Raw genomic sequence first — 20,870 nt, 5'->3', positions numbered from 1 at the left:
TCCTTTCATTTTTTAAAATTGTCCCAGAATACTTTTGCATTTATCCTCTATGGTGGGCGGAACATCGAGAAAATGGTCATCAAACAGAGATAGCTGCTGGTAGGTCTGAGGATGCTCCAGCTTCCATGAGGTTTCTTTTTGCTCTGCGGTAAGCTGTCGGGTAATAAAGTTTTCTTCAATGGGCATGGAATAGAGCATTTTCCCGTGACAGGTAATAAAATATTGTGCCCGCTTCAGAACAAGCCCAAGACGCTTTAAAATAGAAAAATCCAAGGTTGAATTTTTTCTTGCCTGAACAATGCGAAGAGCCGATTTATTTCCAATGCCGGGAACCTTTAGTAATTGACTGTAACTTGCAGTGGAAACTTCTATGGGAAACTGATCTAAGTGTCTTAGCGCCCATTCACATTTAGGGTCAAGGAGCAGGTTGAAATTGGGTTTTTCAGGGCTTAATAATTCTTCTGCATGAAAGCCGTAATAGCGCAGCAGCCAGTCCGCCTGATACAGACGGTGTTCCCGTAAAAGAGGTGGCGGAGTATCGGGTGAGGGCAACAGGCTGTCTTCGTTTAACGGAATATAGGCAGAAAAGAATACACGCTTTAAGTCGAACTTCTGATACAGTGTCTGAGTGACTTTTAAAAGTTCATAATCATTTTCCAAAGCTGCTCCGATAATCATCTGTGTGCTTTGACCGGCAGGAACGAAAGAAGAAGCAGAAGTGTTGTGCGCAGACAGAGAAGCTGCGGTTTGCACAGTCAAGGAGGAAGCAGAGGCATTCAGCTGCTTTTGCCTGTCATTTGAAAAAATAGAGTCTGGCAAATAGCGGTTTCCGTGATGGCGTTCAAAGGAAGATGATTTTCCCAGCGCTAAACGGGAAGCTGCGATATTCTGCTGTATTTGTGACATAGGCTGTAAGATTTTATCATGCGTTTTACCCGGAGCAAGGGCTGCCAGCCCTTCTTTTGTGGGAAGTTCTATATTTACGCTCATTCTGTCTGCCAGATAGCCGGTTTTCTGGATTAGGTCAGGGTGGGCGCCGGGCACAGCTTTCGCATGGATATAGCCACGAAAATGATATTTATTTCGCAGAAGATATAAGGTTTGGTAAATAAGCTCCATGGTGAAATCGGGGCTTTTTATAACACCGGAGCTTAAAAATAAGCCCTCAATATAATTGCGCTTATAAAATTCCACAGTAATGCCGCAAAGCTCTTCCGGCGTAAAGGTAGTGCGGACTCTGTCATTGGAGCGGCGATTTAAACAGTATTTACAGTCGTAAATACATTCGTTAGAGAACAGGACCTTTAACAGGGAAATACATCTTCCGTCAGCGGCAAAGCTATGGCAGATACCGGAGGCACAGGAGTTGCCTAAATGCCCCTTTGCCCCTCGGCGGTCTGCACCGCTGGAAGTGCAGGCAACATCGTATTTGGCAGCATCGGATAAGATTTCAAGCTTTTGATTTATTGTGAATGAGGTTTGAATGTTCATAAGGTACTCCTTTAAATTAAATCGAATGTATGTTCTGCTTTTATTATAAGAGCAGGAAATGAAAAAGTCAAGAACAAACGTTCTGGCAATGACTGGTAATTTTTTATTTTTCTCAGGCATATAATTTAGTAATAGAATAAAGGGGGTATAGTATGGATACATATAATATTTATAAAGATATACAGGCACGTACAGGCGGCGAAATCTATATTGGTGTGGTAGGCCCTGTGCGTACAGGAAAGTCAACCTTTGTCAGAAGATTTATGGAAATTGCAGCATTGCCCAATATGGAAGAACCGTTGAAAAAGGAAGTCAGAGACCAGCTTCCTTTAAGCGGTTCGGGAAAGATGATTACAACGGCAGAGCCTAAATTTATTCCGAAAGAAGCTGCAAAAATTCAAATAGGAGAAGACCTTTCGGCAAAGATACGTTTGATTGACTGCGTGGGATTTATGGTGCCTGAGGCTTCCGGAAATATGGAGGATGGTAAGGAGCGTATGGTAAAAACTCCATGGTTTGGATATGAAATTCCCTTCCATCAGGCAGCAGAAACCGGTACGCAAAAAGTAATTACAGAACATTCAAACATTGGGCTTGTTTTGACTTGCGATGGCTCTTTCGGTGAAATTCCAAGAGAAAATTATATTTCCAGTGAAGAAAAAACCGTGGCAGAACTAAAGAAAACAGGAAAGCCTTTTTTGATTTTAGTAAATTCTCAAAAGCCCTATAAAGAAGAAACCTTAAAGTTGGTAGAGGAATTAAAACAAAAATATCAAACAGGTGTTTTAAGCTTGAACTGTGAACAGCTCAGAAAAGAAGATATTTGTCGGATTATGGAAAAAATTTTATATGAATTTCCCATTGTGCAGATGGAATTTTACGTTCCAAAATGGGTGGAAATGCTTCCTTCGGAGCATTATTTGAAAAAAGATTTAATTGACAGTATTAAAAAGCTTATGGAAAAAATGCGTTATGTCAAAGATGCGACAAAAGAAAATATGCGGGTTTCTTCTGAATATATCCAAAATCTTCTTTTGGAAAAGACTGATTTATCCACGGGAAAATTGAAAATACGAGTGGATATGGACGATGTGTGGTATTATGAAATTCTAAGTGAAATGACAGGGGTAGACATCTCCGATGAATACGAGCTTATTCATACCATGCAGGAATTGGCAAAAATGAAGGCAGAATACGTAAAAGTGCAGGATGCCATTTCTTCTGTTAAGGGAAAGGGATATGGTGTGGTTACACCGCAAAAAGACGAGATTAAGCTGGAAGAACCTGTGGTAATCAAGCAGGGTAATAAATATGGGGTAAAAATAAAATCGGTCAGTCCTTCCATTCACATGATACGGGCAAATATCGAGACAGAAATTGCGCCGATTGTGGGAAGCGAAGAACAGGCAAAGGATTTAATTTCTTATATTAAAACAAGTGACGAGAGAAAGGAAAGTATCTGGCAGACAAATATTTTCGGGAAATCCATCGGAGAGCTGGTGGAGGATGGAATTCACACAAAACTGATTCAAATCGGTGATGAAAGTCAGATAAAGCTTCAAGATACCATGCAGAAAATTGTCAATGACAGCAAAGGCGGAATGGTTTGCATTATTATATAAAATCGAAAGAGGGAGAGTGCTGTATGCGAATGCGGCAGTCTCTCTTTTGTTGTGAAAAAGAAAGTTTTATGATAAAATGACAAAAAGAAAAGCAAAAGAAAAGAGATGATATTTTTCATGGAAGACTCCAATTATGAAAAAGTATTTCAAGAATTTCAAAAACGTTTTTTAAAAAAGAATATAGATGAAACGGCGAAGAGATTACAACTGAAAACAGATACTTATTATTTGTATGTTCCATTTTTTAATGAAAACTGCCGTGTAGAAAAAGCCACGGGAGAGATTACAGGAGAAACAGGACAGGAGCTTTGCGTAAGCGACCGTTTGACCATTATGCACCACTTATGCTGCCATCAGGAATTTGCGCAGAAAAGTGACAGGAAGGTTCCGTTTCGGGAAATCAGGGAAGCAGCTGTTTTTGAGGCGGCTTATAACCGAATGGCGCTGGAACCTTTAAAAAAAGCTTTTCAGGGACGTGGAGATGCGCTTTTAAAGGCGGGCATAGAAATAGGCGGCAAACAGGAAAAATTTGGCGATGTCAGTATTACCTTGCAGGCATTTCCAATGATTTCCCTTACTTATATTTTCTGGGACAGTGACGAGGAGTTTCCGGCGGCAGCCAATATTCTTTTTGGTAATCGGATTGCTCAATGGACACATCCGGAAAGCGTTCCGGTTTTAGCGGAAACAGGAACAAAAAGATTGATAGCAGCTATGAGGATTTGAGAGTAAAGCTTGGTTTTGCGTTGACTTTTTACAGGGAAAATTATATAATGAGTACGGTTATTGAGGAAAGAAACAGAACTGAGCATTTTTATGGAAGCAGGTGAAATTCCTGTGCAAGTCCGTTACTGTAAAGCCAGATACATAGATTGCTTAGAGGAATGAAGAGCATCTGCGGCAACCGGATGACTTCAAATAAAAAAGGGTATCTATTATCCAATGGAGAGTTCGTTGTCTTAGAGGACAGCGAATTTTTGCTTTTAAAGGAATAGACAATGGAAGAAAAAACAGGATTAGAAGAGTATTACAGTATTGTAAATAATAAAAAAATGCGTTTTGGATATACTACCGGCTCCTGTGCCGCAGGAGCGGCTAAAGCAGCGGCGCTGATGCTTTTTGCAGGGCAGGAGCAAAGATATGTAGATTTCATGACACCAAAGGGAATTTCCCTTCATCTGAAGGTTCTGCATATTACCAGAGGAGAGAACTGGGTTTCCTGTGCCATTCAAAAGGATGGAGGAGACGACCCGGATGCCACAAGCGGCATTGAGATTTTTGCAAAGGTTGAAAAAACAGAGAACAGAGGCGTTTGCATTGAAGGCGGCATTGGCGTAGGTCGAATAACGAAGAAAGGGCTGGAACAGCCTTTAGGGAATGCGGCAATTAACAAAGTTCCCCGTGCTATGATACAAAGAGAGATGGAAAACGTTTGTAATGATGCAGATTATGAGGGCGGACTTCTGGTAACCGTCAGTGTGCCAAAAGGAGCGGAAATTGCCAAAAGAACGTTTAATCCCAGACTGGGGATTGAAGGGGGGATTTCCATACTTGGTACATCGGGAATTGTAGAGCCTATGAGTGAGGCTGCTCTGATAAAAAGTATTGAGGTAGAAATGCGTCAGAAGGTAGAAAACGGTGCAAAATACCTGCTGATTACCCCCGGAAATTATGGTGCAGCCTATATGAAGGAGCATCTTTGTCTGCCTTTCGAGGAAAATATAAAGTGCAGCAATTATGTGGGAGAAGCTCTGGATATGGCAGTATCCATGGGCGTAGAAGGGATTTTGTTCATTTCTCATATCGGAAAATTTGTGAAGGTGGCAGCAGGTATTATGAATACCCATTCCAGATGTGCAGATGCCAGAGCAGAAATTTTAAGCGCCAATGCCCTTCGGGCGGGAATTTCTTTGGAAAGTGCGAAGGAAATTCTGAATACCGTTACGACGGATGAAGCATTGGAAATTATTCAAAGAGAAGGATTATTAAATCCGGTTATGAAAGAACTGACAGACAGAATTCTGTTTTACTTAAATCACAGAGCTTATAACAGAATGCTTTTAGGCGCTGTGCTGTATTCCAATGAGTTTGGTTATCTTGGAGAGACAGAGAATGTAAAGGAACTGACGGATTTATTAAATCATCAGTACCGGAAAGGACAAGAAGAATGAAGGGAAAATTATTTGGACTCGGAGTAGGACCAGGTGATCCGGAATTATTAACAGTAAAGGCGCTTCGCCTGATTAAGGAAAGCGATGTTATTGCAGTTCCGGGGAACGATATTCAAAAAAGTGTTGCATATCAGATTGTAAAAGGGGTATATGAGGAGCTGGATGAAAAAAATCTAATTCCCATTGCAATGCCTATGACAAAGGATAAGGCTGTTTTGGAAGCAAATCATGAAAAGGCAGCCAATGATATTGAAGCTTATTTAAAAGAAGGAAAGCAGGTAGCCTTTCTGACTTTAGGCGACCCTACGGTTTATTCGACTTATTTATACGTACATAAAAGAATTTTATCCAGAGGCTATGAGGTCGAAATCGTCAGCGGAATTACATCCTTTTGTGCAGTAGCGGCAAGATTGAATATGGGACTGGTAGAAATGGCAGAGCCCCTCCATGTAATTCCTGCAACTTACCGTGCAGAGGAAATGGATGAAATCTTAAAAATGCCGGGAACAAAGGTACTGATGAAAACAGGAAGTAAAATGCAGCAGGTAAAGGAAAGCATTGTAAACAGCGGGCAGCAGGCAGTGATGATTGAAAATTGCGGTATGCCGGATGAAAAGATTTATTTGTCCGCAGAAGACATTCCGGAAAAAGCAGGATACTATTCTTTAATTATTGTGAAAGAAAACAAATGAGGTGAAAGAAGATGATACATTTTATAGGTGCAGGAAGCGGGGCAGCCGATTTAATCACAGTGCGTGGAAAAGCATTTTTAGAAGAAGCAGACGTATTGATTTATGCAGGCTCTCTGGTAAATCCGCAGTTATTGGATTATGCAAAAGAGGACTGTGTAATTTACAACAGTGCAAAAATGACACTGGAAGAGGTCTTAGAGGTTATGCTTCAGGCAGAAAAAGATGGGAAAATGACCGTGCGTTTACATACAGGAGACCCCTGTCTTTACGGTGCAATTCGGGAACAGATGGATGTACTGGATGAAAAGGGGATTGCTTATGATTATTGTCCCGGCGTCAGCTCTTTTTGCGGAGCGGCGTCTGCTTTAAATCTGGAATATACACTGCCAAATGTATCCCAGAGTGTCATTATTACACGTATGGCAGGAAGAACGCCTGTTCCGGAAAAAGAAAGTATTGAGTCCTTTGCAGCGCATCACGCAACCATGGTAGTATTTTTAAGTACAGGTATGCTGGAGGAGCTGTCAAAGCGTTTAATTGAAGGCGGTTATGAACCGGATACACCGGCAGCGATTGTATATCGTGCCACATGGGAGGATGAAAAGAGCTTTGTCTGTACGGTTGCTACTTTGGCACAGACAGCAAGAGAAAATAATATCACCAAAACGGCTCTGATGATTATCGGTGATGTGGTGGCACATCCGCAGTATGACCGTTCAAAATTATATGACCCCGGATTTACTACGGAGTTTCGCAAGGGAACAGATTTGTAAGCAGATAAGCAGGAAGGTTTTTACAGTAAGAAAGGATTGTAGAAAATGAAAATAGCAATAATCAGTTTCAGTCAGTCGGGATATCGGTTAAGCGAAATGCTTTACTGGGTATTAAAAGAACGTTCTTATGAGGTGGCATCCTACACCAAAAGTAAATATACGAAAAAGGTTTTAGATGAGTCTCAGCTGGATGAGGACTCTCAGGATTTCAGAAGTGTGAAGCAGTTTGCAAAACCTGTGGACGAGTCTATTAAAGAGTGGACAGGAAGAAGATTTGAGGATTGTGATGCCATTGTGTTTGTAGGAGCCTGCGGCATTGCGGTAAGAAGTATTGCTCCTTTTGTAAAAAGCAAAAAGATAGACCCGGCTGTGGTGGTCGTGGACGAACAGGGACAGTTTGCCATTTCTCTTCTTTCCGGACACATTGGCGGCGCAAATGAGCTTACGGAAGAAATTGCAGAAATTCTTCGTGCCCAGCCGGTTATTACAACAGCCACCGATTTAAACGATAAGTTTGCGGTAGATGTTTTTGCCAAGAAAAACGGCTGCTTTATTTCCGATATGGAATTGGCAAAGGAAATTTCAGCGGCTCTTCTGGCAGGAAAGGAAGTTGGATTTGTCAGTGATTTTCCATGGCTGGGAGAAATTCCGGATGAGTTAAAGCTCTGTCAGAAGGAGGATGAAGAAAAACCGGAGATTGGTATTTGTGTTACCACAGGATATTTGGAGCATCCGTTTGTGCATACCTTATATTTAATTCCAAGAGTAATTACCACAGGTCTGGGATGTAAAAAAGGAACAGATAAGGAAACCGTAGAAAGCGTTGTACGCAGAGCCTGCGATGAGCTTTTAATTCCTTCTGTGGCTATGGAGCAGGTGGCAAGTATTGATTTGAAGAAGGAAGAGGCGGGTATTCTGGAATATTGCAAGGAGCGGAAAATCCCGTTTATTACTTATACTGCGGAAGAGCTTCAGGAGGTAGAAGGCACTTATGCCAGCTCTCAGTTCGTGGAGAATGTGACAGGCGTAGATAATGTCTGTGAAAGAGCGGCGCTTTTAGGTAGCAGTAAGGACGGAAAAGGCAGACTGATACAGAGAAAATATGCAAAGGACGGCGTGACAGTGGCGCTGGCTATGAAGAAATGGAGTGTGAACTTTGAATAAATTATATGTTGTGGGAATTGGTCCCGGCGCTTATGAAAAAATGACAATCGAGGCAGCAAATGCTTTAAAGAACAGTGACGTAATTATTGGATATACCGTATACGTAGATTTGGTGAAAGAACATTTCAGCGGAAAAGAATTTTTGACAACACCTATGAAGAAAGAGGTAGACCGCTGTGTTATGGCATTTGAGGAAGCCATGAAGGGCAAGACCGTATCCATGATTTGCAGCGGAGATGCAGGTGTTTACGGAATGTCAGGGCTGATGTATGAAATCGGTGTGAAATATCCGGAAGTGGAACTGGAGATTATTCCCGGCGTGACTGCGGCAACCGGCGGAGCTGCTGTGTTGGGAGCGCCTCTTATCCACGACTTCTGCCTTATCAGTTTAAGTGATTTATTAACACCTTGGGAAAAGATTGAGGCAAGACTTTTAAATGCGGCAAAAGCGGATTTTGTGATTTGTTTATATAATCCGTCCAGTAAAAAGAGACATGATTACTTGCAAAAAGCCTGCGATTTGATGATGCAGCATCAGTCACCGGAAACCGTATGCGGAATTGTGGGAAATATCGGCAGAGACGGAGAGCACATGCAGGTCATGACCTTAAAAGAGCTTCGTGATACAAAGGTAGACATGTTTACCACTGTTTTCATCGGAAATTCACAGACAATGAATATTCAGGGCAAAATGGTAACGCCAAGAGGCTATAAAAATGTGTAAAGTAATTGTTTTTGCAGGAACTACCGAAGGCAGGCAGCTTGCACAGTTTCTGGAAAAAAGACAGGTTCCTGCCCATATCTGTGTGGCAACGGAATATGGAGAACAGCTTTTAGGAGAGAATGAAAATCTGGAAATTTCTCATGAGCGGCTCAATCAGGAACAGATAGAAGAATTGATTTTAAAAAATAACAAACCACTTGTTATTGACGCCACGCATCCTTATGCTGCGGAGGTGACAAAAAATATAAAAGCCGCATGTGAAAATACAGGCGCAGAATATTTAAGGGTTCTTCGGGAAAATCAGGAAAATGCTGATTTAGGGGACTATGTTTATGTTGAAACCGTGGAAGCGGCAGTTGATTATCTTGGAAAAACAACAGGAAATATTCTGGCAACTACAGGGAGTAAGGAAGCTGCAAAATATACAGTGCTTTCTGACTTTGAAAACCGTGTTTTTCTTCGGGTTCTTTCTCTGCCAAACGTAGTAGAAGAATGTTCCCGCTTGGGCTTTCAGGGAAAAAATCTGCTCTGCATGCAGGGACCTTTTTCAAAGGAATTTAATATTGCCATGCTTCGCCAGCTGAATTGTAAATACATGGTAACAAAAATGTCCGGTAAAAGCGGCGGTTTTCTGGAAAAGCTGGAAGCAGCCAGAGCTTGCGGATGCACCCTTGTTGTGGTGGGGCGGCCTTTAAAAGAAACAGGAGTTTCCTTACAGGAATGTAAACGGATTTTATGCAGAAGCTTTTCATTGCCGTCACAGGCAGAGATTTCCCTTGTAGGAATTGGAATGGGAAATACAGACAGTCTTACAAAAGAGGCAGAAAAAACCATACAGGAAGCGGATTTACTAATCGGCGCTTCCAGAATGTTGGAGTCCTGTGAAAAAAAAGAGCAGGATATTTACGTGGAATATAACAGTGAAAAAATTGCATCATACATACAGGAGCATCCGGAATATGAAAAAATCGCCGTGGTTTTATCCGGAGATGTGGGATTTCACAGTGGGGCCAAAAAGCTTCTTGCGGTTTTGGGAAATCAGGTAAAGGTAATCTGCGGAATTTCTTCGGTGGCATATTTTATGAGCCGTATTCAGAAATCATGGGATGATACAGTTTTAACCAGCAATCATGGAGAAGAAGCCAATTTGCTTTCTCTTATCAGACAAAATAAAAAGGTTTTTTCTATTTTAGGAAAGAATGACAGCGTTTCTGAGCTTGCAAAAAAACTGCTGGCTTATGGGATGGATGAGGTGGTTCTCTATGTTGGAGAACGGCTGTCTTATGCAGATGAAAAAATCCAAAAGGGAACGCCTGAGACCTTTGCAGACTATGAAGGCGACAGCTTAAGCGTTTTATATGTGGAAAATGAAAATTACAGGCAGCAGTCGGCAACCCACGGCATAAGAGATGAAGAATTTTTAAGAGATAAGGTTCCCATGACAAAGGAAGAGGTTCGAACGGTGTCTCTTTCCAAGCTGAGACTTTTTGAAAACTCTGTATGCTATGACATAGGGGCAGGTACAGGCTCTGTGGCAATCGAAATGGCGCTGAGGGCTTATAAGGGAAAAGTATATGCCATTGAAAAAAAAGAACTGGCAGTGGAGCTTTTAAAGAAAAACAAAGAGCAGTTTCAGGCGGATAATCTGGAGATTATAGAAGGACTGGCTCCGGAAGCAATGAAAGCTTTAGAAGCGCCTACCCATGCCTTTATCGGGGGATCTTCCGGAAATATGAAGGAAATTATGGAACTGCTTTTAGAGAAAAATTCAAAGGTTCGCATAGTTATTAACTGTATTGCCTTGGAGAGCGTGTCAGAAGCTTTGGAGTGTTTGAAAACCCTGCCTGTAACGGACACAGAAATTGTGCAGATGACTGTGAGCAAATCAAAAACAGTCGGCAGATATCACATGATGATGGGCGAAAACCCCATTTATATTATTTCCTGTACGGGAAATTGTCAGCAGAGAGGATAGAACTATGAGTACAGCTCGTTTTCTTTTAACAGCCGGTGCGAGCGGCAGCGGAAAAACCCTGATTACCTGTGGGATTTTACAGGCATTGAAAAACAGAGGACTTCAAACAGCCTCTTTTAAGTGTGGGCCGGATTATATTGACCCTATGTTTCACACAAAGGTAATCGGAACAAAATCCCGAAATTTAGATACTTTTTTTACCACGCCGGACAGAACCAGATATTTATTAAAACGAAATCTGGAAGACTGTGACATTGCCGTAATGGAAGGTGTTATGGGCTATTATGACGGCGTAGGCGGAACAACCACAAGGGCAAGCGCCTATGATTTGGCAAAGGTGACACAGACACCTGTGGTGCTGATTGTTAATTGTAAAGGAATGAGCGTCTCTATTCTTCCCTTTATTCAGGGATTTGTGAATTTTATGCCGGACAGCAACATCAAAGGCGTACTGCTGAACCAGATTTCTTCCATGCTGTATCCCAGAGTAAAAGAAATGATTGAAACAAAGCTGGGAATAAAAGTATATGGCTATGTTCCTGTGGTAACAGACTGTGTCATTGAAAGCCGCCATTTAGGGCTTGTAATGCCTAATGAAATACAGGATTTCAAGGAAAAGCTTGGAAAGCTTGCCAAGCGTATGGAGGAGACCATAGATTTCCATGGACTTATTGAGCTTGGAAAGAGCGCTCCTGCTATTTCTGTTGAAAAAGAAACAAAAGAATATTTTCAAAGCTTGAAAAATCAGGGAGAAAAAATAAAAATAGGCTTGGCAAAGGATGAAGCGTTTTGCTTTTTCTATGAGGACAACCTAAAGCTTTTAGAGGAAATGGGCGCAGAGCTCATTCCGTTTTCTCCCATTCACGATAAAGAGCTGCCACCTGATATTCAGGGCTTATTACTGTATGGCGGTTATCCTGAATTATACGGAAAAGCGCTGGAAGAAAATCTTTCTATGAGGGAACAGATAAAAGAAGCTCTTTCAAAGGGGATGCCGGTTTTGGCAGAATGCGGCGGTTTTATTTATCTCCACGATATCTTTGAGGATGAAAAAGGGGTTTTTCGTCAGGGAGTAGGACAGATTAAAGGGAAGGTCTTTAATACAGGAAAGCTGTCTCGTTTTGGGTATATTGAAGCGTCCTGTAAAAAGCCGGTATTCGGAAGACAGCTTGGTATGTGTCCGGCACATGAGTTTCACTATTTTGACTCTACAAGCTGCGGAGCTGATTTTTATGCAAAAAAGCCCACAGGTAAAAGAGGCTGGGATTGTATTCACAGTACGCCGACTATGACGGCGGGATTTCCTCATTTTTATTATTACGGAAATCCGGAATTGCCAAAAGCATTTCTGGATTGCAGCAGGGATTTTAAGAAAAGACAGTCAGGAGGACTTGAAAAATGAATTTGCAGGAAGCTTTAGAAAAAATACAGCCGTTAAACGAAGAAGCAATGAAAAGCAGTCAGGCACATTGGGACAGTATCGCCCATCCCCTGCACAGCCTCGGAAAGCTGGAGGATATGATTGTGCAGATTGCGGGAATTACAGGTACGCCAAAGGTGTGCGTGAAAAAAAGAGTTTTAATTCCCATGTGTGCGGACAACGGCGTAGTAGAAGAGGGCGTCACACAGACAGGGCAGGAAATTACGGCTCTGGTGGCGGAAAATTTCTTACAGGAAAAAGCAGCCTCCAGCATTATGTGCAAAAGTGTGGGCTGTGATATTTTTCCCATTGATGTAGGTGTGGCAAGAGACGTCCGTATTTTTAACCGCAAAATCGCCTATGGAACAAAAAATATGACAAAAGAGCCTGCAATGACAAGGGAACAGGCAATCCGTGCCATTGAAATCGGAATAGAAGCAGCGCAGATGATGAAGGAAAAGGGCTATCATATTCTTGCAACCGGTGAAATGGGCATTGGAAATACCACGACCAGCAGCGCTGTGGCTTCTGTACTCTTAGATATTCCTGTGGAAAGAATGACAGGCAGGGGAGCGGGACTTTCTACGGAAGGCTTAAACCGCAAAATTACAGCAATTAAAAAAGCCATTGCCCTTCATCAGCCTGATAAAACAGATGCCATTGATGTACTTTCTAAGGTAGGGGGATTTGATATTGCAGCGATTGCCGGACTGTTTTTAGGAGGGGCAGCCCTTCATATTCCTGTTTTAATTGACGGAGTCATTTCTGCCACAGGAGCTTTGGCAGCGGCAACGATTTGTCCTCTGGCAAAGGATTATATGTTGGCTACCCACGTTTCCAAAGAACCGGCAGGCGCATTGCTTTTAGAAGCGCTGGGAAAAGAAGCGCCTCTGTATTGTGACATGTGTCTGGGAGAAGGAACGGGAGCATTGAATTTATTCCCGCTGCTGGATACCGGTTTGGCAGTTTACAATCAGATGGGGGATTTCGGAAACTGGGGAATGGATGCTTACCAGCCCTTGGATTAGAGAGGAAAGACAAAATGATTACTTTAATTACAGGGGGAAGCGGCAGCGGAAAATCCGCTTATGCAGAGCAAAAGGTAGTAGAATTCGGGGATTTCAACCGTATTTATATTGCCACCATGTACCCTTTTGACGAGGAAAGTCATCAAAGGATTGCCCGTCATCGTGCTATGCGGGCAGAAAAAAATTTTTCTACTGTGGAATGTTATGTAGGCTTAAAAAATGTGAAAATACCGAAACACTCCTGCGTACTTTTAGAGTGTCTTTCCAATCTTACCGCCAATGAAATGTTTCAGGAAAACGGCGCAAAAGAGAAGGTAGTGGAAGAAATTTTAGAAGGTGTGAAAAATTTAGACAAACAGGCCGAGCAGGTGGTCATTGTAACAAATGAAATTTTTTCCGATGGAATAAAGTATGATGAGGAAACAAAACAATATCAGAAATATCTGGGAGAAATTAATGCGAGACTTGCCGCGTGGGCGAAGGAAGTAACCGAAGTGGTGTATGGCATTCCGGTGCAGCAGAAAAACACAGAGCGAAAAGAAGGACAATAAAATGGAAAAATTATGGAACAGCTTTAAAATTGCATTTTCTATGTATTCCAAAATCCCAATGCCTGCCAGTGACTGGAAAAAGGAAAATATGCGCTATATTATGTGCTTTTTCCCCCTCATTGGTGTGATAATCGGCGGAGTTGTATGGCTTTGGGGCTTTTATGGAAGATATCTTACAGAAAGCAGAGGCTTTTATGCAATGATTTTTGTTATGATACCGGTATTTCTCACAGGAGGTATTCATTTGGACGGCTTGCTGGACACTTCAGACGCCATTCATTCCTATCAGCCAAGAGAACGTAAGCTGGAAATTTTAAAGGACTCCCATGCAGGAGCCTTTGCCATTATCACTGCCGTGGTGTATTTTTTCCTGTACTACGGCATGTATCATGAAATTACGTTACAGAGCCTGCCGGTGGTATGTATCGGCTTTGTGCTTTCCAGAGCGCTGGGAAGCTTTTCCATTGCCAGCTTTCCTATGGCAAAGAATACAGGGCTTGCAGCTACTTTTTCTGACGGAGCACAGAAGAATTGCGTAAGAATTGTTTCCTGCGTTTATGTTATTCTTTGCGTGTGTGCAATGCTGGCATACAGCCCTGTCATCGGGGCATGTGCGGTAACCGGAGCTGCTCTGGAATATTGGTATTATTATAAAATGTCTATGAAGGAATTTGGAGGAATTACCGGAGATTTAGCCGGTTTTCACATGCAGATTTGCGAACTGGTGATAGCGTTTTCCTGTGTAATCGGTGAAAGCATCAGCAGAATGATATAAAAGAAGGGAAAGACCATGAAGTTAATTATAGGCGGCGCTTTTCAGGGAAAGAAAGAATATGTAAAAGAGAAATTTTCTCTTTCCGAAGAGCAGATGACAGACGGAAAAAATGCAGAATATGATGATATTTTTCATTGTACCTGTCTGTATCATTTTCATGAATGGGTAAAAAAGGGACTGGAAAAAGAGTGGGATTTTGAGAATTTAGCAGAGAAAATTCAGGAAAAAAATCCGGATTTAATTGTGATTTCCAATGAATTAGGATATGGTGTAGTCCCCATAGATGCCTTTGACAGAAAATACAGAGAGAGTACAGGGCGGCTCTGCACACAACTGGCTGCAAAAAGCAGACAGGTCATCCGTGTGGTATGCGGTCTTGGCATGGTGATAAAAGATGCTTAAAGTAGTTTTAATCCGTCACGGAAAAACATTGGGAAATCTCAAAGGCAGATATATTGGCTGTAAGACCGATGAAAATTTGTGCTCTCTTGGCATAGAGGAGATAAGAAAGAAACAATATCCAAAGGCAGAGCTTGTATATGCAAGTCCTATGAAACGATGCTTGGAAACAGCGGCGCTGATTTATCCAAAGCTTTCTGTGGAAACAAATATACAGTTAAAAGAGTGTGATTTTGGAAAATTTGAAAACAAAAACTATCAGGAGCTGTCAAGCGTAAAAGAATATCAGGAATGGATTGACAGCAACGGAACACTGCCTTTTCCAAACGGAGAAGGGGTGGAAGAATTTCGAGAAAGATGTATTAAAGGCTTTGAAGAATGTATTTTAAAAGCTTTTTCAAAAGAACACAGGCAAATTGCCATGGTAGTACACGGAGGTACAATCATGAGCATCCTTTCCCATTTTGCAGAGCCGAAAGGCGAATACTTTAAATGGCAGATTGGGAACGGAGAATTTTATCTGCTTCACATAGACAGGGAAGCTTGGGAGCAGAAAAAAGAAATCAGTCTGGTACAGAAAGGATAAAATCATGATAAGATGGACAGGAACTGCCCTGCTTTTGGGCTTTTTTATAGATTTACTTTTGGGAGACCCCAGATGGCTTTACCATCCGGTCCGAATAATCGGAAACGGCATTTCTTTTTTTGAAAAACATTTAAGAAATCTATTTCCAAAGACAGAAAAAGGAGAACGAAAAGCGGGACTGGCGCTGGTGATTTCCATTTGTTTCCTATCCGGTTTTGTACCTCTTGCTATTTTGTATATCGGCTATCAAATACATACCGTACTGGGAATTGTGATTGAAAGCTTTTTTTGCTACCAGATGCTTGCGGTAAAATCTTTAAAGCAGGAAAGCATGAAGGTATATAAAGAGCTGAAAAAGGGCGATTTAGAAGGCGCAAGACATGCGGTTTCTATGATTGTGGGACGTGATACAAAATCACTGGATGAAAAAGGAATTACAAAGGCGGCAGTGGAAACTGTTGCAGAAAATACTTCAGACGGAATTATCGCACCTCTTTTTTACATGGCAATCGGAGGCCCTGTGCTGATGTTTATCTATAAGGGGATAAATACCATGGACTCAATGGTGGGATATAAGAATGAGAAATATATCAATTTCGGAAGATATGCTGCAAAGCTGGATGATATAGTCAATTATATTCCTGCCAGAATTTCCGCATGGCTGATGATTGCAGCTGCTTATCTGGAAGGCTTTGACGGCAAAAATGCAAAAAAAATTTTTCTCAGAGACAGATACAAGCATGCCAGTCCGAATTCTGCGCAGACAGAAGCAGTCATGGCAGGCGCTTTAAATGTGCAGCTTGCGGGAAATGCCTATTATTTTGGGAAATTATATGAAAAACCTACCATCGGAGATGCAAACCGAGATATTGAATATGAAGATATTAAACGTGCCAATACCTTATTATATGTAAGCTCCTTTTTAGGGGCAGTGCTTTTTGTGGCAGTAAGAACTGTCTTATTGGCAGGTATTCTATTTCTTTAAAGGAGATTAAAACAATGACAAAGATACACATACACGGCGGAGACGTATACCGTAATCCCGGTATTTTAGATTTCTCCGCAAATTGTAATCCCTACGGGATGCCCAAGGGCGTGAAGGAGGCAGTCATACAGGCGCTTGAGAAAGCGGAATGTTATCCTGACGTAAGCTGCGATGCCCTTCGCAAAGCATTGGCAGAGGAAGAAGAAGTACCGGAAGAAAGAATTATCTGCGGCAACGGAGCGGCAGATTTGATTTTCGGTCTGGTACTGGCAAGAAAGCCAAAAAAGGCATTGCTTCCAGCTCCTACTTTTGCCGAATATGAGCAGGCTTTGTCTTCTGTGGGATGTGAAATCGTGTATGTGCCGCTTTCAGAGGAAAAAGGCTTTGTGCCGCAGGAGAATTTTATAGACAGAATTACCGAAGACATTGATATGGTGTTCTTCTGTAATCCCAACAACCCGACAGGAATATTGGCAGACAGAAGCTATGTAGAAAAGCTTTTACAGCGCTGCAAGCGTTCAGATGCCTTTCTTGTGCTGGATGAATGTTTTATTGATTTTATCGAAAATTCGGAAGCTTATACTATGAAAGCCTATCTGGAAACTTATACCAACTTCTTTTTGCTGAAGGCGTTCACCAAGAAATATGCAATGGCGGGTATTCGTCTGGGCTATGGATTTTGCAGTGACAACCAGACTTTAGAAAATATGCAGGCAGTAATGCAGCCGTGGAATGTATCGGTGCTGGCACAGGAGGCGGGAATAGCAGCGTTAAAAGAAAAAGAGTATGTAAAAGAAACACTTAGTAAAATCAAAGCAGAAAAAGAATGGCTGTTAGAAAAATTAAGAAAATTAGAGCTTTTCTGTTATCCCTCAAAAGCAAACTATATCTTTTTTAAAGGCCCTTTACATTTAAAGGAGAACTGTTTAAAGCAGGGGATTGCCATAAGAGACTGCAGTAATTATCCAAATCTGGAAAAAGGATTTTACCGTATTGCAGTTCGAAAAAGAGAAGAAAACGAGCGCTTAACAGAAGCTTTGGAATATATTTTAAACGGGGAAAAGAGGAAATAGCAATGGCAAAGGCAATTATGATACAGGGAACAATGTCCAATGCAGGAAAGAGTCTTTTGGCAGCAGGACTTTGCAGAATTTTTAAGCAGGATGGCTATCGGGTAGCGCCGTTTAAGTCTCAGAATATGGCGTTAAATTCTTTTATTACAGAAGACGGGCTGGAGATGGGAAGAGCGCAGGTCATGCAGGCAGAGGCAGCGGGAATTAAGCCTTCCGTATTCATGAACCCTATTCTTTTAAAACCTACCAATGATGTGGGAAGTCAGGTGATTGTAAACGGAGAAGTGCTGGGAACGATGAGCGCCAGAGACTATTTTGCTTACAAGAAACAGCTTCTTCCCAAGGTGATGGAAGCTTACCGTAAGCTGGAAGAAGAGTATGATATTATTGTCATTGAAGGAGCAGGAAGTCCTGCAGAAATCAATTTAAAAAAAGAAGACATTGTAAACATGGGTATGGCAAAGCAGGCAAAAGCTCCTGTACTTCTGGTGGGAGATATTGACAGAGGCGGCGTTTTTGCACAGTTAATCGGAACAGTTATGCTGCTGGAGGAAGACGAGCAGAAAATGGTAAAGGGCATGATTATCAATAAATTCCGAGGGGATAAAACCATTTTAGAGCCGGGAGTGGTAAGTTTGGAAGAAAAAACAGGTATTCCCGTGGTGGGAGTAGCCCCTTATATGGAATTGGAGGTCGAAGACGAGGACAGCCTCACCGAACGTTTTTCCGATAAGCAGGAAATCGGCGTCATTGATATTGCAGTTATCCGTGTGCCCAGAATTTCCAATTTTACGGACTTTAATGCTCTGGAAATGATTTCCGGTGTTTCCCTGCGCTATGTAAAAGCAGTCAATGAGCTGAAAAATCCCGATATGATTATTTTACCGGGAACGAAAAACACTATGGAAGATTTACTCTGGTTAAGACAAAACGGACTGGAAGCGGCGATTTTGAAAAAAGCAGCAGAAGGCAAGATTATTTTTGGCATTTGCGGCGGTTATCAGATGTTGGGAGAAAAGCTTTCAGACCCTGACGGCGTTGAAGCCGGGGGGGAGATAAAGGGCATGGGACTTTTGCCAATGGAAACCGTGTTTCAGAATTTGAAAACACGCACAAGAGTTTCCGGTACTTTCCCAAAGGTAGAAGGTGCGTTAAGTTCTCTTACAGGCGTAAAGCTGGAAGGATATGAAATTCACATGGGAGAAAGTGTACTGCTGGAAGGTGCACATCCTTTCACGGAAATCACCGACCACGTTCAAAATACAACAAAGCAGGACGGAGCTTACTGCAACAATGTTTACGGCTCTTATGTACACGGCATTTTTGATAAGGAAGCTGTTGCAAAAAATATAGTAAAAGCCATCGGAGAAGAAAAGGGGCTTGATGTTTCTGAAATGACGGGGATTGATTTTGCCGCATTTAAGGAAACACAATATGATAAACTGGCAGACGGTCTTCGAAAGCATTTAGATATGAAGAAAATTTATGAGATTTTAGAAGCCGGATTGGAATAAAAGAGAGGCAGACTACAAATGAAAGTAGAATTAGAAAATGTAAAACCAAAAGAAATCGAAACAAGAAGCTTTGAAATTATTACGGAAGAGCTGGGAGATAAAAAATTAATTCCCGGTACAGAATGTATTGTAAAAAGATGTATTCACACAAGCGCTGATTTTGACTATGCGGATAATCTTTGTTTTTCTCCAAATGCAGTGGAAAAAGCCATTGAAGCCATTAAAAACGGCGCCTGTATTGTCACAGATACACAGATGGCAAAGGCAGGAATTAACAAAAAGGCACTGGCAAAGTACGGCGGTGAGGTTTATTGCTTTATGTCTGATGAGGATGTGGCAAAAAAAGCAAAGGAGATGGGCAGCACCAGAGCCACAGCAAGTATGGACAAAGCGGCTGAACTTGGAAAACCATTAATTTTTGCTATCGGAAATGCGCCTACTGCTCTTGTAAGACTGTATGAACTGATAAATGAGAAAAAAATTTCTCCGTATTTAATTATAGGGGTTCCCGTTGGCTTTGTAAATGTGGTACAATCTAAGGAAATGATTATGGATACAGACGTTCCTTATATTGTTGCCAGAGGAAGAAAAGGTGGAAGCAATATTGCCGCATGTATCTGTAACGCTTTATTATACATGATTGATAATGAAAGAGATTACTGGAAATAGGAATTTCAGGAAGGAAAAAACATGAAATGTGACAGATGCGGAAAAGAAATCCCGGATACCGATCTCTACTGTGGACGGTGCGGAAAAGCTGTTTTTCCCGAATACATGGATGAGGACGATAGATGGGCTTATTATAAGACAGACGAGGAACTGGAAGAAATTTTAAAGGCAGAGCAGGGAGAAGAGAAGGCAGAGCCTACAAAGCCTGTACAAATGACAAATGTTCCAAAGGAAGAAGAAAAAATTATACAAACAGAAGAAGAACCGGAGCAAGAAAAGCCAGAAGTTGAAAAAACCACAGAAGCCGAAGAAAAGGAAGATACTTCTGTTACAGAACCAGAAGAAACACCGAAGCTGAATGAAGAACCGCAAGAAGAACCGCAGATGGAATGTCAGGAGGTTGAACCGGCTGTTGCGGAAGAAGAGGAGAATGTCTGGGAAGAAGACCTTTTTGACGAGGAAGACGAAGAAGAGGAGGAAGAGGAAAAGCCCCCTTTAAGTCCCGAGAAAAAAAAGAAAAGGCGAAACATTGCCATTCTCATTACTTTTCTGTTGCTTTTATGCCTTGGAATTGGCATTGCTTTGGGAATGAAACGGATGAAAGATTTGGACAGGCAGGAAAAGGAGTATTATGAAAAATTACATAAAGAAGTGGTTCATCAGGATACTCCGTCTGAGGAGATTGAGAAAGAAGTGGATGAAACAGAGAAACAGGATGCTGCGCAAGAGGAAACGACAAAACAGGAGCGTTTTCAACTGGTAAATCCGGATGAAATTGATTTTTCCCAATATCAGAAGATTGTACCTGTCAGTACCGAACAAAACTCCATCAAAGAGTCTGACACTTATGATTACAGTGCACAAAGTGCAGTTGACGGAGACAGCAGCACCTCCTGGCAGGAGAATGAGGAAAACACAGGCGAGACAACCGGTATTCGGATAAATTTCGATGGAAATCATAAGGTTCGTTATCTTGTATTATATTTAGGAAACTGGAGAAGCGACCAGCTCTGGGAATATAGTGCACGGCCAAAGACATTGACAATCCAAGTGGGAGACAGTGAGACAAAGGATATTGAATTTTCCGACGAAAAGAAAAAATTCTGTCTTTCCTTTGAGGAACCAATAGATGCGTCTTACATTTCCATGTATATTGCAGACTCTTATGAGGGAAGCAGATGGAATGACAATGGTATTTCAGAAGTAGAAATATATGAATAAACAAGCTTATTATTCCATGACAAACAGAAATTGCTTT

20 protein-coding genes are annotated in these 20,870 nt (G+C 41.7%); 19 read left to right on the top strand and 1 reads right to left on the bottom strand.

Annotation, left to right across the window (positions count from 1 at the left end):
* Window positions 1-12: 12 nt before the first annotated feature.
* Entirely contained in the window at window positions 13-1,491 is a 1,479-nt protein-coding gene (locus tag CGC63_RS07935) for a putative DNA modification/repair radical SAM protein (protein ID WP_022239183.1), read from the bottom strand.
* Window positions 1,492-1,643: 152 nt separating this feature from the next.
* Between CGC63_RS07935 and spoIVA the strand changes: the two genes are divergently transcribed.
* The 19 genes from spoIVA (at window position 1,644) to CGC63_RS07840 (ending at window position 20,833) form a co-directional block, all read left to right on the top strand.
* Window positions 1,644-3,113, top strand: a complete 1,470-nt coding sequence (spoIVA, locus tag CGC63_RS07930; protein ID WP_003021456.1) for a stage IV sporulation protein A — start codon at window positions 1,644-1,646, stop codon at window positions 3,111-3,113.
* 117 nt (window positions 3,114-3,230) lie between these two features.
* Window positions 3,231-3,839: a DUF3786 domain-containing protein gene (locus CGC63_RS07925; protein WP_003021459.1), complete on the top strand. Its 609-nt coding sequence runs from the start codon at window positions 3,231-3,233 to the stop codon at window positions 3,837-3,839.
* Between the two features lie 272 nt (window positions 3,840-4,111).
* Window positions 4,112-5,284 (top strand): cobalt-precorrin-5B (C(1))-methyltransferase CbiD, encoded by a 1,173-nt coding sequence (gene cbiD, locus CGC63_RS07920; protein ID WP_003021461.1) that lies wholly within the window; start codon window positions 4,112-4,114, stop codon window positions 5,282-5,284.
* Complete coding sequence (cobI, locus tag CGC63_RS07915; protein ID WP_003021464.1) at window positions 5,281-5,976, top strand: precorrin-2 C(20)-methyltransferase; 696 nt, start codon at window positions 5,281-5,283, stop codon at window positions 5,974-5,976. The genes cbiD and cobI overlap by 4 nt, the downstream gene beginning before the upstream one ends.
* Window positions 5,977-5,987: 11 nt before the next feature.
* Window positions 5,988-6,749, top strand: coding sequence for a precorrin-4 C(11)-methyltransferase (gene cobM, locus CGC63_RS07910; RefSeq protein WP_003021466.1), 762 nt, complete (start codon window positions 5,988-5,990; stop codon window positions 6,747-6,749).
* A 45-nt stretch (window positions 6,750-6,794) separates the two neighbouring features.
* Window positions 6,795-7,913, top strand: a complete 1,119-nt coding sequence (locus tag CGC63_RS07905; protein ID WP_003021469.1) for a cobalt-precorrin 5A hydrolase — start codon at window positions 6,795-6,797, stop codon at window positions 7,911-7,913.
* Complete coding sequence (cobJ, locus tag CGC63_RS07900) at window positions 7,906-8,637, top strand: precorrin-3B C(17)-methyltransferase (RefSeq protein WP_003021471.1); 732 nt, start codon at window positions 7,906-7,908, stop codon at window positions 8,635-8,637. The genes CGC63_RS07905 and cobJ overlap by 8 nt, the downstream gene beginning before the upstream one ends.
* Window positions 8,630-10,612, top strand: coding sequence for a bifunctional cobalt-precorrin-7 (C(5))-methyltransferase/cobalt-precorrin-6B (C(15))-methyltransferase (locus CGC63_RS07895; RefSeq protein ID WP_003021475.1), 1,983 nt, complete (start codon window positions 8,630-8,632; stop codon window positions 10,610-10,612). The genes cobJ and CGC63_RS07895 overlap by 8 nt, the downstream gene beginning before the upstream one ends.
* Window positions 10,613-10,616: 4 nt before the next feature.
* Window positions 10,617-12,014 carry a cobyrinic acid a,c-diamide synthase CobB gene (locus CGC63_RS07890; protein WP_003021478.1) on the top strand — a complete coding sequence of 466 codons (1,398 nt, stop codon included), beginning with the start codon at window positions 10,617-10,619 and terminating at the stop codon, window positions 12,012-12,014.
* Window positions 12,011-13,060, top strand: coding sequence for a nicotinate-nucleotide--dimethylbenzimidazole phosphoribosyltransferase (gene cobT, locus CGC63_RS07885; RefSeq protein WP_003021481.1), 1,050 nt, complete (start codon window positions 12,011-12,013; stop codon window positions 13,058-13,060). The genes CGC63_RS07890 and cobT overlap by 4 nt, the downstream gene beginning before the upstream one ends.
* Before the next feature lie 14 nt (window positions 13,061-13,074).
* Window positions 13,075-13,611, top strand: a complete 537-nt coding sequence (locus tag CGC63_RS07880; RefSeq protein WP_003021484.1) for a bifunctional adenosylcobinamide kinase/adenosylcobinamide-phosphate guanylyltransferase — start codon at window positions 13,075-13,077, stop codon at window positions 13,609-13,611.
* 1 nt (window position 13,612) lies between these two features.
* Window positions 13,613-14,386 (top strand): adenosylcobinamide-GDP ribazoletransferase, encoded by a 774-nt coding sequence (locus CGC63_RS07875; RefSeq protein WP_003021487.1) that lies wholly within the window; start codon window positions 13,613-13,615, stop codon window positions 14,384-14,386.
* A gap of 15 nt (window positions 14,387-14,401) precedes the next feature.
* Window positions 14,402-14,788 (top strand): bifunctional adenosylcobinamide kinase/adenosylcobinamide-phosphate guanylyltransferase, encoded by a 387-nt coding sequence (locus CGC63_RS07870; RefSeq protein ID WP_003021489.1) that lies wholly within the window; start codon window positions 14,402-14,404, stop codon window positions 14,786-14,788.
* Window positions 14,781-15,371: a histidine phosphatase family protein gene (locus CGC63_RS07865; RefSeq protein WP_003021492.1), complete on the top strand. Its 591-nt coding sequence runs from the start codon at window positions 14,781-14,783 to the stop codon at window positions 15,369-15,371. Before CGC63_RS07870 ends, CGC63_RS07865 begins: the two co-directional genes overlap by 8 nt.
* A gap of 4 nt (window positions 15,372-15,375) precedes the next feature.
* Window positions 15,376-16,356 (top strand): adenosylcobinamide-phosphate synthase CbiB, encoded by a 981-nt coding sequence (gene cbiB, locus CGC63_RS07860; RefSeq protein ID WP_003021495.1) that lies wholly within the window; start codon window positions 15,376-15,378, stop codon window positions 16,354-16,356.
* Between the two features lie 14 nt (window positions 16,357-16,370).
* Window positions 16,371-17,429: a pyridoxal phosphate-dependent aminotransferase gene (locus tag CGC63_RS07855; RefSeq protein ID WP_003021497.1), complete on the top strand. Its 1,059-nt coding sequence runs from the start codon at window positions 16,371-16,373 to the stop codon at window positions 17,427-17,429.
* Window positions 17,430-17,431: 2 nt separating this feature from the next.
* The gene (locus CGC63_RS07850) at window positions 17,432-18,943 is read left to right on the top strand and encodes a cobyric acid synthase (protein ID WP_003021500.1); all 1,512 of its coding nucleotides are present in this window, start codon (window positions 17,432-17,434) and stop codon (window positions 18,941-18,943) included.
* A gap of 18 nt (window positions 18,944-18,961) precedes the next feature.
* On the top strand, window positions 18,962-19,612 hold the full coding sequence (locus CGC63_RS07845; RefSeq protein WP_003021503.1) for a precorrin-8X methylmutase: 651 nt from the start codon (window positions 18,962-18,964) through the stop codon (window positions 19,610-19,612).
* A gap of 21 nt (window positions 19,613-19,633) precedes the next feature.
* The gene (locus CGC63_RS07840) at window positions 19,634-20,833 is read left to right on the top strand and encodes an NADase-type glycan-binding domain-containing protein (RefSeq protein ID WP_003021506.1); all 1,200 of its coding nucleotides are present in this window, start codon (window positions 19,634-19,636) and stop codon (window positions 20,831-20,833) included.
* Window positions 20,834-20,870 lie beyond the last annotated feature (37 nt).

The sequence above is a fragment of the Blautia hansenii DSM 20583 genome, assembly GCF_002222595.2.
Taxonomy (GTDB): Bacteria; Bacillota; Clostridia; order Lachnospirales; family Lachnospiraceae; genus Blautia; species Blautia hansenii.
The sequence above is the reverse complement of the archived record's forward strand: the minus strand, read 5'-3'. Positions and strand labels throughout refer to the sequence as shown.

Excerpts from the sequence above, each read along its gene's own strand:
- CGC63_RS07935 (WP_022239183.1), bottom strand. The coding sequence starts at position 1,491 with ATGAACATTCAAACCTCATTCACAATAAATCAAAAGCTTGAAATCTTA.
- spoIVA (WP_003021456.1), top strand. The coding sequence starts at position 1,644 with ATGGATACATATAATATTTATAAAGATATACAGGCACGTACAGGCGGC.
- CGC63_RS07925 (WP_003021459.1), top strand. The coding sequence starts at position 3,231 with ATGGAAGACTCCAATTATGAAAAAGTATTTCAAGAATTTCAAAAACGT.
- cbiD (WP_003021461.1), top strand. The coding sequence starts at position 4,112 with ATGGAAGAAAAAACAGGATTAGAAGAGTATTACAGTATTGTAAATAAT.
- cobI (WP_003021464.1), top strand. The coding sequence starts at position 5,281 with ATGAAGGGAAAATTATTTGGACTCGGAGTAGGACCAGGTGATCCGGAA.
- cobM (WP_003021466.1), top strand. The coding sequence starts at position 5,988 with ATGATACATTTTATAGGTGCAGGAAGCGGGGCAGCCGATTTAATCACA.
- CGC63_RS07905 (WP_003021469.1), top strand. The coding sequence starts at position 6,795 with ATGAAAATAGCAATAATCAGTTTCAGTCAGTCGGGATATCGGTTAAGC.
- CGC63_RS07895 (WP_003021475.1), top strand. The coding sequence starts at position 8,630 with ATGTGTAAAGTAATTGTTTTTGCAGGAACTACCGAAGGCAGGCAGCTT.
- CGC63_RS07890 (WP_003021478.1), top strand. The coding sequence starts at position 10,617 with ATGAGTACAGCTCGTTTTCTTTTAACAGCCGGTGCGAGCGGCAGCGGA.
- cobT (WP_003021481.1), top strand. The coding sequence starts at position 12,011 with ATGAATTTGCAGGAAGCTTTAGAAAAAATACAGCCGTTAAACGAAGAA.
- CGC63_RS07880 (WP_003021484.1), top strand. The coding sequence starts at position 13,075 with ATGATTACTTTAATTACAGGGGGAAGCGGCAGCGGAAAATCCGCTTAT.
- CGC63_RS07875 (WP_003021487.1), top strand. The coding sequence starts at position 13,613 with ATGGAAAAATTATGGAACAGCTTTAAAATTGCATTTTCTATGTATTCC.
- CGC63_RS07870 (WP_003021489.1), top strand. The coding sequence starts at position 14,402 with ATGAAGTTAATTATAGGCGGCGCTTTTCAGGGAAAGAAAGAATATGTA.
- CGC63_RS07865 (WP_003021492.1), top strand. The coding sequence starts at position 14,781 with ATGCTTAAAGTAGTTTTAATCCGTCACGGAAAAACATTGGGAAATCTC.
- cbiB (WP_003021495.1), top strand. The coding sequence starts at position 15,376 with ATGATAAGATGGACAGGAACTGCCCTGCTTTTGGGCTTTTTTATAGAT.
- CGC63_RS07855 (WP_003021497.1), top strand. The coding sequence starts at position 16,371 with ATGACAAAGATACACATACACGGCGGAGACGTATACCGTAATCCCGGT.
- CGC63_RS07850 (WP_003021500.1), top strand. The coding sequence starts at position 17,432 with ATGGCAAAGGCAATTATGATACAGGGAACAATGTCCAATGCAGGAAAG.
- CGC63_RS07845 (WP_003021503.1), top strand. The coding sequence starts at position 18,962 with ATGAAAGTAGAATTAGAAAATGTAAAACCAAAAGAAATCGAAACAAGA.
- CGC63_RS07840 (WP_003021506.1), top strand. The coding sequence starts at position 19,634 with ATGAAATGTGACAGATGCGGAAAAGAAATCCCGGATACCGATCTCTAC.